Annotated in this window: 12 protein-coding genes and 2 tRNA genes; 7 read left to right on the plus strand and 7 right to left on the minus strand. The window is 68.4% G+C overall.

All coding sequences use genetic code 11. From position 1 onward, the window contains the following. Positions 1-54: 54 nt before the first annotated feature. Genes thrB through argS form a run of 5 tightly spaced genes read right to left on the minus strand, consistent with a single transcriptional unit; the run spans position 55 to position 6,679 of the window. Positions 55-1,017 carry a homoserine kinase gene (thrB, locus tag ACFXNW_RS24495; RefSeq protein WP_379420375.1) on the minus strand — a complete coding sequence of 321 codons (963 nt, stop codon included), beginning with the start codon at positions 1,015-1,017 and terminating at the stop codon, positions 55-57. Positions 1,018-1,041: 24 nt separating this feature from the next. Continuing rightward, on the minus strand, positions 1,042-2,142 hold the full coding sequence (gene thrC, locus ACFXNW_RS24500; RefSeq protein ID WP_379420134.1) for a threonine synthase: 1,101 nt from the start codon (positions 2,140-2,142) through the stop codon (positions 1,042-1,044). Next, positions 2,139-3,515 carry a homoserine dehydrogenase gene (locus ACFXNW_RS24505; RefSeq protein ID WP_379420135.1) on the minus strand — a complete coding sequence of 459 codons (1,377 nt, stop codon included), beginning with the start codon at positions 3,513-3,515 and terminating at the stop codon, positions 2,139-2,141. The genes thrC and ACFXNW_RS24505 overlap by 4 nt, the downstream gene beginning before the upstream one ends. A 40-nt stretch (positions 3,516-3,555) precedes the next feature. Then, positions 3,556-4,971, minus strand: coding sequence for a diaminopimelate decarboxylase (gene lysA / locus ACFXNW_RS24510; RefSeq protein WP_379420136.1), 1,416 nt, complete (start codon positions 4,969-4,971; stop codon positions 3,556-3,558). Positions 4,972-5,017: 46 nt separating this feature from the next. Further along, positions 5,018-6,679, minus strand: a complete 1,662-nt coding sequence (gene argS, locus ACFXNW_RS24515) for an arginine--tRNA ligase (protein ID WP_379420137.1) — start codon at positions 6,677-6,679, stop codon at positions 5,018-5,020. A gap of 115 nt (positions 6,680-6,794) precedes the next feature. On the opposite strand from argS, the gene ACFXNW_RS24520 reads away from it, so the two are divergent. The 3 genes from ACFXNW_RS24520 (at position 6,795) to ACFXNW_RS24530 (ending at position 8,753) form a co-directional block, all read left to right on the plus strand. Next, complete coding sequence (locus ACFXNW_RS24520) at positions 6,795-7,751, plus strand: DUF3105 domain-containing protein (RefSeq protein ID WP_379420138.1); 957 nt, start codon at positions 6,795-6,797, stop codon at positions 7,749-7,751. Between the two features lie 105 nt (positions 7,752-7,856). Then, positions 7,857-8,594, plus strand: coding sequence for a DUF305 domain-containing protein (locus ACFXNW_RS24525; protein ID WP_379420376.1), 738 nt, complete (start codon positions 7,857-7,859; stop codon positions 8,592-8,594). A gap of 86 nt (positions 8,595-8,680) precedes the next feature. Beyond that, positions 8,681-8,753 (plus strand) — tRNA-Arg (locus ACFXNW_RS24530). A 50-nt stretch (positions 8,754-8,803) separates the two neighbouring features. On the opposite strand, the gene ACFXNW_RS24535 is transcribed toward ACFXNW_RS24530, so the two are convergent. Beyond that, positions 8,804-9,733 (minus strand): hypothetical protein, encoded by a 930-nt coding sequence (locus ACFXNW_RS24535; RefSeq protein ID WP_379420139.1) that lies wholly within the window; start codon positions 9,731-9,733, stop codon positions 8,804-8,806. Between the two features lie 304 nt (positions 9,734-10,037). Between ACFXNW_RS24535 and ACFXNW_RS24540 the strand changes: the two genes are divergently transcribed. Together ACFXNW_RS24540 and ACFXNW_RS24545 are read left to right on the plus strand one after the other, a co-directional pair. Continuing rightward, positions 10,038-10,709 carry a hypothetical protein gene (locus ACFXNW_RS24540; protein WP_379420140.1) on the plus strand — a complete coding sequence of 224 codons (672 nt, stop codon included), beginning with the start codon at positions 10,038-10,040 and terminating at the stop codon, positions 10,707-10,709. Positions 10,710-10,791: 82 nt separating this feature from the next. Next, positions 10,792-12,147: a metallophosphoesterase gene (locus ACFXNW_RS24545; RefSeq protein ID WP_379420141.1), complete on the plus strand. Its 1,356-nt coding sequence runs from the start codon at positions 10,792-10,794 to the stop codon at positions 12,145-12,147. A gap of 94 nt (positions 12,148-12,241) precedes the next feature. Here ACFXNW_RS24545 and ACFXNW_RS24550 read toward each other — a convergent pair. Next, positions 12,242-12,316, minus strand: a tRNA-Cys gene (locus tag ACFXNW_RS24550). 118 nt (positions 12,317-12,434) lie between these two features. Between ACFXNW_RS24550 and ACFXNW_RS24555 the strand changes: the two genes are divergently transcribed. Next, positions 12,435-12,983, plus strand: a complete 549-nt coding sequence (locus tag ACFXNW_RS24555; RefSeq protein ID WP_379420142.1) for a MarR family winged helix-turn-helix transcriptional regulator — start codon at positions 12,435-12,437, stop codon at positions 12,981-12,983. Between the two features lie 160 nt (positions 12,984-13,143). Next, positions 13,144-14,208 carry an Hsp70 family protein gene (locus ACFXNW_RS24560; protein ID WP_379420143.1) on the plus strand — a complete coding sequence of 355 codons (1,065 nt, stop codon included), beginning with the start codon at positions 13,144-13,146 and terminating at the stop codon, positions 14,206-14,208. Positions 14,209-14,211: the final 3 nt, after the last annotated feature.

Here is a 14,211-nt window from a genome sequence, read left to right on the forward strand (position 1 = left end):
CGGACCTGCCCAGGATAGCTGGCAACTGTGAGGCTCGGCAAGGCGGACTCGCCGTCAGCGGACGCCGACGCCTTCGGCGAGTCCGGGCTCGACCACCCGCAGGCCGTCGGCGATGGCAAGTTCACGCAGCTCGGAGGGGAATTCCGAGGTGGTGAGGGCCAGCACGGTCGGGCCCGCGCCGGACACCGTCGCGGCGATGCCCGCGGCCCGCAACCGGGCGATCCAGGTGGTGGTCAGCGGTAGCGCGGGCGCGCGCTGCGCCTGGTGCAGGCGGTCGGCGGTGGCGGGCATCAGCAGGTCGGGACGCTCGGTCAGGGCCACAACGGCCAGGGCGGCCCGGCTGACGTTGAACGCCGCGTCGCCGTGCGGCACCACCTCGGGCAGCAGGCCGCGGGTGTGCGCGGTCGAGGACCGGTCCTGCGGGATCAGCACCACCGGACGCAGCGCGGGATGCGGGTTCAGCCGGACCGCGTGATAGGCCCGGTTATGGTGCTCCACCTGGGCGCCATCGAGTCCGGCGTCGGCCGGACGGTCGGTCTCCGACCAGGACACCACGATGCCGCCGAGCACACTGGCCGCCGCATTGTCGGGATGACCTTCGAATTCCGAGGCCAACTGCACCAGCCGATCGGTATCGACGGTCAGTTCGGGATCGAATTTCGTGGCGAGGCCGCAGCCGGCGGCCAACCCACCGACGACCGCCGACGCCGACGATCCGAGACCGCGCGAATGCGGAATCACGTTGCGGCACACCACATCGAGGCCGTCGGCCCACACTCCGGCCGACTCGAGTCCGCGTTCGATCGCGCGCACCACCAGATGCGAAGGGCCCCAGGGCACATCGTCGGCGCCCTCACCCTCGACCCGGATGGTGAGGCCGGTATCGGTGGTGCGTACCTCGATCTCGTCGTAGATACCCAATGCCATACCGAGCGAATCGAATCCGGGGCCGAGGTTGGCGCTGGACGCGGGTACCCGCGCGGTCACCGACAGACCGGCGGGCAGCGTCCGCGTCATCACCTGGCTCTCGCGCGCGGTCACTCAGGCCAGCTCGAGTTCGGTGGCGACCGCGACCGGGTCGACCGGAATCGCCTGGACCTGCGGCATTCCCAGCAGCGCGGTGTCGGGATCCTTCAGGCCGTTACCGGTCACGGTGCATACGACGGTCAGGCCGGAGTCGAGCCAGCCCTCGTCGCGCGCGGCGAGCAGACCCGCGACGCTTGCCGCCGACGCGGGTTCGACGAACACGCCCTCGGTCGCGGCGACCAGACGGTAGGCCGCAAGGATCTCTTCGTCGGTGGCCGCGCGGAAGGCGCCACCGGACTGCTCCTTGGCCTCGACCGCGCTGTTCCAGGACGCCGGGGCGCCGATCCGGATCGCGGTCGCGATGGTCTCCGGATCCTTCACCGGGGCACCGTTCACCAGCGGGGCGGCACCGGCGGCCTGCACGCCGAGCATGCGCGGCAGCGAGGTGGTGACACCGTCGGCGTGGTACTCGCGGTAACCGCGCCAGTAGGCGGTGATGTTGCCCGCGTTGCCCACCGGCAGCACGTGCACGTCCGGTGCCTTGCCGAGCACATCGCAGATCTCGAACGACGCGGTCTTCTGGCCCTCGATACGGGCCGGGTTCACCGAGTTGACCAGGCCGATCTCGGGGAACTCCGAGGTCACCTTGCGGGCGAGCTCGAGGCAGTCGTCGAAGTTGCCCTGCACCTGGATGACCTTCGCGCCGAGCATGACGGCCTGGGCGAGCTTGCCCATCGCGATCTTGCCCTCGGGAATCAGCACCGCACAGCTCATGCCCGCCCTGGTGGCGTAGGCCGCGGCCGACGCCGAGGTGTTGCCGGTGGAGGCACACAGCACGGCCTTCTGGCCGCGGTACTTGGCATCGGTGATGGCCATGGTCATGCCACGGTCCTTGAACGAACCGGTCGGGTTCAGGCCCTCGACCTTGAGGTACACCTCGCAACCGGTCAGCTCGGACAGATGCGTCGCGGGCACCAGCGGGGTGCCGCCCTCGAAGAGGGTGACCGGCTCCCAGTCGGCACCGACCGCGAGCCGATCGCGGTAGGCAGTGATCAGACCCGGCCACCGGGAGTGCACTCCGGTCTGGTGGGCCACTCCCGCGCCTGTGGAACTCATTCTTCGGTGCCTTCCAATCTAAGAACACTGGTCACAGAGGTGACGGACGGCAATTCCGCCAGCGCGGACACAGTATCCGCGAGCGCCGACTCCGTCGCATGGTGGGTGACGACGACGAGGCGCGCACCTTCGCCGTGGCCTTCCTGGCGGACGGTGGAGATGCTCACCCCGTGTTCGGCGAACTCACCCGCGACCGCCTGCAGCACACCCGCACGGTCGGCGACCTGCAGGTTCACGTGGTAGCGGGTGGGTGTGTCACCGATCGGCGCGATCGGTAGCTCAGCATAAACCGATTCGCCCGGAGCCCGGCCACCATAGAACTTGTTGCGGGCCGCCATCACCAGATCGCCGAGCACCGCCGACGCGGTCGGGGCGCCACCGGCACCCTGGCCGTAGAACATCAGCCTGCCCGCGTTCTCGGCCTCGACGACCACCGCGTTGAAGGCGCCGTTCACCGCGGCCAGCGGATGCTCGCGCGGGATGAGCGCCGGGTAGACGCGAACCGAGACCCGCTCCTTGCCGCCGTCCTCGGGTCCGGGCTCGCCGGGGCCTGCCGGTACCCGCTCGCAGATGGCGAGCAGTTTCACCGTGCAGCCGACCGCGGAGGCGGTCTCCAGGTCCTCGGAGGTGATCCGGGAGATGCCCTCGCGGTAGACGTCGGCGGCGGTGACCCGGGTGTGGAAGGCGAGCGAAGCCAGGATCGCGGCCTTGGCGGCGGCGTCGTAGCCCTCGACATCGGCGGTCGGGTCGGCCTCGGCGTAGCCGAGACGGGTCGCCTCGGCGAGGGTGTCGTGATAGTCGGCGCCGGTCTCGTCCATCGCGGAGAGGATGAAGTTGGTGGTGCCGTTGACGATGCCGACCACCCGGTTGACCCGGTCACCGGCCAGCGACTGGATGAGCGGGCGCACCACCGGGATGGCGCCGGCCACTGCGGCCTCGAAGTAGAGGTCGGCGCGGCTGCGTTCGGCGGCGGCGGCGAGTTCGCCGGTGTAGTCGGCCAGTAGGGCCTTGTTGGCGGTCACCACGGACTTGCCCGCGTTGAGCGCGGCCAGGATCAGCCTGCGCGGCGGATCGATACCGCCGATGACCTCGACCACCAGATCGACGTCGTCGCGCGCGACGAGCGCGTCGGCGTCAGTGGTGAGCAGCTCATCGGGGATGCCACGGTCGGCGGTATTGCGCACCGCGACCCCGCGCAGCACCACCGGCGCACCGACCCGCGATTCCAGATCGGCGGTGTGCTCACGCAGGATGCGCACCACCTCGGTCCCGACATTGCCCATGCCGAGGACCGCGACCCCGATCGGACGATCGGTGCCCCAGGTGCCGTTCTTCGCAGCCACAGCCGCGCCGGCGTCAGTCGCCTCGGTCATGATGCTCCTTCTTTTCTGGCATTGCCCCTGAGGTCGTTCATCAGACCTCCAGGCTGATCAGGTCCGCAACGGTTTCGCGGCGCAGCAGCAGCCGCGCCTTCCCATCACGCACGGCGACGACCGCGGGCCTGGTCAGCATGTTGTACCGACTCGACATCGAGTAGCAGTACGCACCGGTCGCGGCCACCGCGACCAGATCACCCGGACCGGCGTCGGCCTGCATCCAAGTGTCCCTGATGACGATATCCCCACTCTCGCAATGCTTTCCGACGACCCGAGCGACAACGGGCGCGGCATCGGAGGCGCGGGAGACCAGACGGCAGTCGTAGTCGGCCTGATACAGCGCGGGCCGGATGTTGTCGCTCATCCCGCCGTCGACGCTGACGTAACGGCGACGCAGGCCGCCGTCGAGGGAGACATCCTTGGTGGTGCCGACCTCGTAGAGAGTGACCGTGCCGGGTCCGGCGATCGCGCGTCCGGGTTCCACCGCGATGATCGGCTCCGGCAGACCGGCACGCTCGGCCTCCTGTGCGACGAGCTTGCGCAGCTTGGCGGCGAATTCGTCCAGCGGCGGCGGGCTGTCGGCCTCCAGATAGGAGATGCCGAGTCCACCACCGAGATCCAGGATGGCGATCTGCGCGGTACGTTCGGCGCCGAACTTGTCGACCGCATCGCGCAGCAGGCCGAGCATGCGGCGCGCGGCGATCTCGAAACCGTCGATCTCGAAGATCTGCGAGCCGATATGGCTGTGCAGACCGACCAAGCGCAGGTTGTCGGCCTCGAAGACCCGGGCCAGCGCCTGCATGGCGTCGCCGCCTGCGATGGAGAACCCGAACTTCTGGTCCTCGTGCGCGGTCGAAATGTATTCGTGGGTATGCGCTTCCACACCGACGGTGACGCGGACAAGCACGTCCTGCACCACACCTGCGCGCCCGGCCACGGCCTCGAGCCGTTCGATCTCGATCAGCGAGTCGACCACCACGTGCCCGACACCGACCTCGACCGCCTTCTCCAGCTCGGCGACGGACTTGTTGTTGCCGTGCAAGGCGATCCGCTCGGCCGGGAATCCGCCGTTGAGCGCTACCGCGAGTTCACCACCGGAACACACATCCAGCGACAGGCCCTCGTCGCGAATCCAGCGGGCGATCTCACCGCACAGGAACGCCTTGGAGGCGTAGTGCACCCGGGCATTCGAACCGAAGGCACGCACCATGTCGCGGCAGCGGGAACGGAAGTCGTCCTCGTCGATGACGAACAGCGGCGTACCGAATTCGGCCGCGAGTTCGGTCACCGGGATACCGGCCAGTCGCACCACACCGTCCTCGCCGCGGGTGGCGTTGCGCGGCCACACGTGCGCGGGCAGCTCGATGAGCTGCTTCGGGTCGGCCGGGCGCTCCGGCAGATTCGGGGCGTGCGGGATTTCGGCGTGCCGGGGTCCGGCTGGATGGGCGCTCACTTGTTTTCCTCCATAGCCGGTGCGTTCGATGCCTGGTGCCGCGTGTTCACATGCGCTCCGGTGCGGAGACACCGAGCAGGGCCAGGCCGTTGGCCAGCACCTGCTTGGTGGCGTTCACCAACGCGAGGCGGGCGACGTTGGTCGGCGAGACCGGCTCGTCGCCCAGCGGCAGGACGCGCAGGGACTTGTTGGTCTGGAACGGGTGGTACGCCCCGGCCAGCTCCTCCAGGTAGCGGGCGATCCGATGCGGCTCGCGCAGGCTCGCGGCGCCGGCGACGACCCGGGGGAACTCACCGATGGTGCGGATGAGCGCACCTTCTTCGTCGGCGGTGAGCAGCGCGAAGTCCGGTTCGACGGTGCCGTACTCCGGGAATTCGGCGGCATTGCGGCCGATGGAGGCGGCGCGGGCGTGGGCGTACTGCACGTAGTAGACCGGGTTGACGCTGTCCTGTTTCGTCCACAGGTCCAGGTCGATGTCCAGGCTCGAATTCGCCGAGCTGCGCACCAGCGAGTAGCGCGCGGCGTCCACGCCGATGGCCTCGACCAGGTCGTCGAGGGTGACGACGGTGCCTGCCCGCTTGCTCATCCGGACCGCGACGCCGTCGCGCAGCAGGTTGACCATCTGGCCGATGAGCACCTCGACGGTGGCCGGATCGTCACCGAACGCGGCGGCGGCGGCCTTCAACCGGCCGATGTAGCCGTGATGGTCGGCGCCGAGCATGTAGATGCACAGGTCGAAGCCGCGCGAGCGCTTGTTCTGAAAGTAGGCGATGTCACCGGCGATGTAGGCGGCGTTGCCGTCGCTCTTGATGACGACGCGGTCCTGATCGTCGCCGTACTCGGAGCTGGCGATCCACCAGGCGCCGTCCTTCTCGTACAGGTCGCCGGAATTCTTGAGCGTGTTCACCGCTTCGTCGACCGCGCCCGAGGCGAACAGCGAGCTCTCGTTGAAGTACACATCGAAGTCGGTGCCGAAATCGTGCAGCGTCTTCTTGATGTGGGCGAACATCAGCTCCACACCCTCGGCGCGGAAGCGCTCCAGCCGGGCATCGGGCTCGATCTCGAGCACACCGGGGTGCTCGGCGACGATCTTGTCGGCGATCTCACCGATGTAGGCGCCTGCGTAGCCCTTCTCCGGGGTCGGGGCGCCCGTGGCGGCCGCGACCAGGGATTCGGCGAAGCGGTCGATCTGCGCACCGTGGTCGTTGAAGTAGTACTCGCGCACCACATCGGCGCCCTGCGCGTCCAGGATGCGGCCGAGCGCGTCACCGACGGCCGCCCAGCGGGTGCCGCCCAGGTGCACCGGGCCAGTGGGGTTGGCGGAGACGAACTCGAGGTTGATCTTGGTGCCCGACAGGGTCTCGGCGGTGCCGTACGCGGCGCCCGCCGAACGCACCTGCTCGAGAATGGCGCCCTGGGCGGAGGCGGCGAGCCGGATGTTAAGGAAGCCGGGTCCCGCGACCTCGGCCGCGGCGACAGCGTCGGTGGCGTCGAGCGCCTCGGCCAGCCATGTCGCCAGTTCCCGAGGATTGGCTCCGGCCTTCTTCGCGACACGCATGGCCAGATTCGTGGCATAGTCGCCGTGTTCCGGATTGCGGGGACGCTCCACCGTGACCTCGTCGGGCAGGACCGCCGGGTCCAGTCCACGTTCGACAAGCACCTTCGCCGCGGTCGCGTGAAGGAGATCTGCAAGGTCAGCTGGAGTCACGAGTCTCTATCCTATGGTCTGGGCAGGTGTGCACCACGAGTGGGCACCACGTGTTCGCGCTCACGCGGACACCGCGCGAAGGACCGTCCACCACGTCGAAAGAGCACGATCAGCGATGCCGAGCAAGACCAGCGCCACATCGGCCAAGGCCGTCAAGGCCGCCGGAAAGGCGGGGCCCGGCCGGAAAAAGGGCACCGGCAAGGGTAAAGGTACACGTCAGCGCCAGATTCCCTGGCTCGCCATCGGTGCGGCCGCGGTGATCGTCGCACTCATCGGCGCCCTGGCCTACAACCTGGTACCGAAGTACCAGGAGGCGGCGGAACTGGAGAAGTTCACGCCCAGCGCCGACAAACAAGACCCGTCCCTCGATATCGAGGGCGTGGTGAAGAAGGAGTACCCGGCAGGCCTGCACATCGGCCCGGATCAGCGCGTGGCCTACGACCAGAGTCCGCCCTTCGGTGGACCGCACGACAGCTCGTGGGCCACCTGTACCGGCGTCGTCTACGACAAGCCGATCCGGGTGGAGAACGCCGTGCATTCGCTCGAGCACGGCGCGATCTGGATCACCTACAACCCGGACAAGGTCGACGCCTCGGGTATCGAGATGCTCGCGAGCAAGGTCAAGGGCGAGCAGTACACGATGATGTCGCCCTACCCCGGCCAGGACACGGCCGTCGCGATGCAGTCGTGGGGCCACCAGCTCAAGCTCGACAGCGCCGAGGACAAGCGCGTCGGCCAGTTCATCACCGCGCTGCGGCTGAACTCTTACGCCTACCCCGAGGTCGGCGCGGACTGCTCGACGATCGTCTTCGACACCGAGAACCCGCCGCCGTTCGACCCCACTCCCCCCGGCCCCGACGCGGTGCCGATGGACGGTGGCGGCATCACGCCGGATCAGAGCGAGCTCGGCGGCGGTATGCCGGGCGGGTTGCCCGGTGTTCCTGGCGTCCCCGGTATCCCCGGCCTGCCCGGTATGCCGGGTGGTGCGCCGGTGCCCGGTGGGGCGCAGGGCGGTGCGCCGGTTGCGCCTGCTCCCGCGGGCACGCAGCCCGGCGCGGGCGCGGGTCAGTAGATGGGATCGAAGGACTCCGAGGCGACCGGCACCGAGGCTGCTTCCGGTGAGCCGGACAACGGCCCCGCGACCGACACCGCAGATGAACCCGGCGCGGCGGTATCTATCGACGCCGCGAAGGATTCGGCGGAAGCCGACGACACCGAGCCGGATGACGACCCGAGTTTCTCCGCGCAGGTGCGCCGACAACGGACCGCGCTGCTGGTGCTCGGCGTCATCGGGGCGATCGTGCTCGGTTTCGCCATCGGGGTGCTGGCCCGGCTCCCGCTGGATCGTGACTCCGAACCGTCACCGAGCCCGGTCGACGTCGGATTCAGCCAGGACATGTCGGCCCACCACGCGCAGGCCGTCGAAATGGCCGGTGTCGCGTTGATCCGATCCACCGATCAGGACGTGCGGCGCCTGGCCTACGACATCCTCACCACCCAGCAGAACCAGGTCGGGCGGATGCAGGGCTGGTTGCAGCTGTGGGGTGAGCCCGCGCGCGGCGTCGACGGCTATATGGGCTGGATGACCGAACACGGCGGCGGCCACGACCACGCCGGCGCCGCATCGGGCCATACGATGGACGGCCCGGTGCGCGAGATGCCCGGTATGGCGAGCCCCGAGGACCTCACCGCATTGCGCCGGGCCGAGGGCACCGCATTGGATGTGCTGTTCCTGCAACTGATGCTGCGCCATCATCAAGGCGGGCTGCCGATGATCCAGTACGCCGCCACCTACGCCGACACCACGGCCGTGCGGACCCTGGCGAGCAATATGGATCAGACCCAGCAGGGTGAGTCCCGCCTGATGACCGGCATGCTCGCCACCAGGGGCGCCACCCCGCTGCCACTGAACTGAACCACTTTTTGGCCAACGGCCCCGGATGCGATACGCTTTCCCAGCCCGATCGGACGGCCCTCCCGGCCCCGACCGGCCCCATCCCCGCCCTCGTAGCTCAGGGGATAGAGCGTCTGCCTCCGGAGCAGAAGGCCGCAGGTTCGATTCCTGCCGAGGGCACGCATACGAAAGGCCCCCGACCAGCATTTGCCGGTCGGGGGCTTTTTCGGTCAGTCCAGTGAATCTGCCAGTCGAGCATGCAGATCCAGTAGCCGCGGGATCTGCTCGACCGGTCGTCTGCCGAAACCGCATTCAGTGGCGATACCGAAATGGGAGACGACTGCCTCGGCGGCCTCGATCCGGCGTCTGCCGCCGGCGAACCCGTCCGTAGCGTGCACCAGGCCGAGGTAGAGCGCGGTGTACGGCGCGAGGGCAAGATCAGCCATCGGCGCGAAGTATTCGACATCGGCGCGACCACGCGGCACCGGAAGATGGATCCACTCGACCGGCCGCGTCACACCCGCGGCGATGGCATTCGCGACCGCGACCAGTGTCGAGGTATCGGAAGGCTCGACGAAGTGCCGGTGCCCGAAATCGCCGTAGCAGAGGTGGTAGCCGAGCTCGACACCGGCGGGCACGGCATTACCCAGGCGGACGAGCCGCTCGGTGACGCCGGAGAGCACCTGCGTGTACCCGGAGCCGAACCAGGACGGGAACACGCCTTCGAAGAGGGCGAACTCGACGGCCGCATCCCACTGCACCGCCAGATCGCGCGCCGGGACCTCGGCCAGTATTGCGTCCAGCTCGCCGAGCAGCGCAGCCTCGTAGCGCCGTTCGAGCTCGGCCTGCGGGCCGGCCATGAAGGCGCCGATCACTGCGATCGGCGATGGCAGGCTCACCTGGAACCGGATGCCGGCATCGATCAACCCCTCGGCCCGCAGCCGATCAAAGACCTTCCAGGACGCCACCGCGGCCTCGGCATAGCCGAGCGGGCCGAAATCGATCGACAACGGATCGACACCCGCACGAGGCTGCACACGCTCACTCGGACCGTATTCCGGGCTCGGCGGCGGCACCGTCACCAGATCGGGGTGCGCCTGGAGCCTGGGCAGCTGCCACACCACCCAATTGTCACGAATGCCGGTTTCACCGTCGGGCATTCGGGCAACTCGGCCACCGAGGCGCGCGGACACCTGACGAAAAACGGCTTCGGGGCCATCCGATGGCACACTGCCGCACAGATGAATACCGCGTCTGACCATAACTACCTCCAGCTTTCCTGGCTCACGCCCGGCACCGGCTCGAACGCCCGAATACCCTGACATCGGAACGGGAACGGATGCTTCCCAGCGCTGGCGGCGCCGGACCAAGGCCCGCCTACAGTCATCGAGCCGGACGCGCACAGCAGCCATCAGGTGTCGTAATGTTCCAGGCACACCCGGGGGATACGGAGGACGAACCCACATGACCTACCCACCAGCAGGCCAGCCGCCGCATGGGCAGCAGCCGCCCTACGGCCAGCAGCCGCCGCAGGGTCAGCAGCCGTACGGGCAGCAGCCGTACGGACAGCAGCCGCCGCCTTACGGCCAGCAGCCCCAGTACGGGCAGCAGCCGGGCCAGTACCCGCCGCCCGGCGGATTCCAGCAGCCCGGCGGCTACCCGCCGCAGCAGCCGCCGAAGAAGAAGACCGGACTCATCATCGGTCTCGTGGTGCTCGCGCTCGTGGTGATCGGCGGTATCACCACCGGAGTGGTGCTGACGATGCAGGGCAAGACGCCGCTGGCATCGGATGAGAAGCAGATCGAGAACGCGATCCGCGAGTTCTACGACACTCTCGAGAACGACGGCATCCTCGCCGCGGCCGAACTGTCCTGCTCGGCCGACCGGGCCGAGATCGACAAGGCACCGCAGAGCGAGAAGGACATGATGGACAAGGCGTCCTTCTCGATCGATATCGACAAGGTCGAGAATGTGGTGATCACCGGCGACAAGGCGAAGGCACACGTCACCGGCACGTTCAAGATCACGATCCCCGGCATGGACGACGACACCGACACCGACAGCGAGTCGGATGAGACCCTCGCCAAGGAAGACGGCACGTGGAAGATCTGCTCGGACGACTCTTCCGAGAACTGATCCGCTGCCGCACATGAGCTGTTGCGGACCTTCGCGCCGCACGATTCTCGGTGCTATCGGCCTGGCCGCACTGTTGCCCGCTGTGGGCGCAGTGCGGCCGGGTTCGGTTCTGGCCCAGTCGAATCCGATCATCGCGTGCGATCTGGAGGTCGTCACCGCCACCGATCGGTCCGCCGTGCTGACCTGGACCACGCGCACCCCGGACGCCGCCGGGCGACTGCTACCCGTGGCCACCGACGGCGAAGTCCGGCTGATTCCGGCCGACAGTCCACGCGCACCGATTCAGGTGTGGGCCTCCGGTGCCCGAACACCCTTTCATTACGCGCAGGTCGACGGCTTGGAGCCGGGCCGGCGCTACCGTTTCGAAGCCTGGTCACAAGGCGTGCGCGCGCAACCCGCGCCGTCGCTGATCACGCATCTGCCCGACAGTCCAGAGTTGCTCGGCGAATTCACTACGCTGGTCCCGCCGCCGGGTCGGCTACTGCGCACCGTCGCACTCGCCAATGACGTGCACTACGGCGAGGATGTCAGCGGCCTCGTCGTCGGGGATCTGCCGCCCGGATTCCGCCAGGAGCCCGGGCTGCCGCCGTATCCGGAAGTGATGCTCACGGCCATGCTCGACGATCTGCGCCGACCGGATCGTGACGCCGGGATCCTGCTGCTGGCCGGAGATCTCACCAGCGAGGCCACCCCGGCCGAAACCCGTGGCGTACGTGCGCATCTCGACGCGTGGGGCACCGCGAGCGCCGACTATCTCGCGGTGCGCGGCAACCACGATCGCCCGCACACCGGGACCGACTACCGTGACTGCCCTGCCGTGCCCGGCGCGGATAATGCTCATTTCGATTGCTGGGCACAAGAGTTCGGCCCCCGACAACAGCCGGTGGAACACGATCTGGGCGGCCTGCGGCTGATCGGGCTGGACACCAGCGAACTCGACGGTTCAGGCGGCACGATCGAACGCCCGCAATTGGACCGGGTGCGCGAGACCCTTCGCGACGAACCCGACCGCCCGACGCTCGTGTTCGGCCATCATCCGGTCACCGTGGAATCGGGATTGACCAACACCGCGGGTCCGGGATTCGTGCTGAACCGCCGCGACAGCGCCGAGCTGCAAGCGCTGTACGAGCGCTCGCCGGGGGTTTTCCTGCACCACAGCGGACACACCCACCGCAACCGGCGCACCCGGCCCGACGCGGCCTGTGCGGTCGAATTCCTGGAGGTGGCAGCGGTGAAGGAGTACCCAGGCGGCTACAGCCTGGCCCGGATCTACGAGGGCGGGTACATGCTGAATTTCTACAAGACCCGCACCGAGCAGGCCCGCCGATGGAGCACGCTGACGCGCGGCGAATACTTCGGACTCTTCCCGGACTACACGCTCGGGACTTTCGCCGACCGCAATCACGTTGTGCCGCGCGACTTCTCAGGCCTGCGCTGAGGGAATTCCCGGACCGCCGACGAGGCCGAACCCGGTGCCTCGCCCGGCAGTGACGCCAACCGAGCGAGGCACCGAGGCGACGCACCCCGACACGTGGAGCGAGCGGCGGGAATCGAACCCGCGTGGACGGCTTTGCAGACCGTTGCCTGAACCACTCAGCCACGCCCGCCTCGCCTACCGATAGTGCCCGCCGCGGCCCGACTCGCCCAGGGTTACGATCACCGTGATCGCAATGCGCGGGCCGCGGCGCGGCAGCCCAGGAGCGGGCACATGGAATGATCGGATCCATGTCCAGGTCACGTCCGCTACCGCTCGACCCGATCCAGGAGGCCCACCGTCAGTGGGTCGGCCACGGCTGGGGCGCGGTGGCCGACGGGATGGCTGCGGTGACGTCGCTGGTGCGGGCGCAGCAGATCGTGATGTCACGGGTCGACGAGGCATTGAAGCCCACCGGGTTGACGTTCTCCCGCTATGAACTGCTCATGCTGCTGAGTTTCAGCAAAACCGGCGCACTGCCGATGGCCAAGGCCAGTGCCAGGCTGCAGGTGCATCCGACCAGCGTCACCAATACCGTCGACCGGCTGGAGGCCGCGGGATTGGTGGTGCGGGTACCGCATCCCAGCGACCGCCGTGCCACCCTCATCGAAATCACCGATGCGGGAAGGGAAGTCGTCGCCAAGGCCACCGAAAGGCTCAACGGCGAGGTGTTCGCCCGCACCGGCCTCCCGCCGGACCGGCTGCACACGCTGCTGCAACTGCTTGCGGAATTCCGGCATACCGCGGGCGACTTCGACACCGGCGAAGAGCCTGCCCGCTGGAGCGCGGCCGACTCGTGAGCTGTCACAACGACAAACCGCGCGAAACGCCCAAGTAGCACAAACGGTGAAAACCACACGGTCCAATACTCCTCCGAGGCATCCGCCGGGTAACGTTCCGGCATCCAAGTAGCGAATTTCGCGGCCGATCGCCTTGGCAAGAACGGGCGGGTGGTCCACCATGGACTCCATGGTGCTGGTCCTCGGGGTGTCGGCGGGTGCCTGCGGTGCGCGCGCCATGCTCACCCATTCCGACCAACCCCATCTGGATCCCATCGACCGATGTCAGGTACCACGCCGGGCCGGCGCAGGGATCGAAGAGGCAGTTTTCGAGGCGATCCGCAGGATGCGGGCCGCCGCCGCCCGGCGCGACGAATTGATCACCCGTACCGCGGTCACCTGCCGCTGTTCGCTGCACGCCGACAGCATCAGGGCGGCCGGCGGTAGCGACCTCACCGTCGTCGACGAGCCACTCGCCCAGCTGCGCTACCTTCGTTTCACCGGGGCGTTGCCCGAGTCCGGCACGGCCATCCTCTACGACCTCGGCAGTTCGGGGCTCACCATCACCCATATCGACTGCCGCACGGATTCGGTCCTGGCCAGCAGGCGAAGCACAGTGCTCGGCGGCGATGGCTACGACGCCCTGCTGCGCTGGCAGCTGGCCCGCGGCGGGGTGCTCACCGATAAGCCGACCATCCGCAAACACCGCGAAGCGCTCAGTAGCGCCCGGGTGGTCACCGCGATGGACCCCGGCACCGACGAACGCGCCGTGGTCACCCGCAGCGATCTCGCCGAACTGTGCGCGGCGGGTATTCACCATTCGGCCTCGTTCGTCCGCCAGCTCGGCGAAGAGGCCGGGGTGCGGCCGGACACGATGGTGTTGCTCGGCGGTTGTACCCGGAATCCGAGCATTCGCGCCGAACTCGAGACGCTGGTCGGTCTGCCGATCGTCTACGACCCCGAGCCCGAATGCGTCTCGGCGCGTGGTGCGGTCCTGCTGGCCGCCGAACGCCCGGCCGCGGAGATACGGGCGCCGCGGCTGCGCACCGGGGCACTGTCGGCGAGCCTGGCCGGTGGCTCGGTGGGCCGTCGCAAACTCGTCGCGGCCCTCGCGGTGACAGCGGGACTCGGCGCCACCATCGCAGGGCTGCTCACCGTCAACGACGGGTCGGCGCGGCCCTCCGAGGGAGGGACCGCGCCGACACCGATGGAGATCGCGGGCATCCCGCCCAGTTCCGAGAACTGAACC

It is taken from the genome of Nocardia sp. NPDC059180 (assembly GCF_042754945.1).
In the GTDB taxonomy this organism is placed as follows: Bacteria; Actinomycetota; Actinomycetes; order Mycobacteriales; family Mycobacteriaceae; genus Nocardia.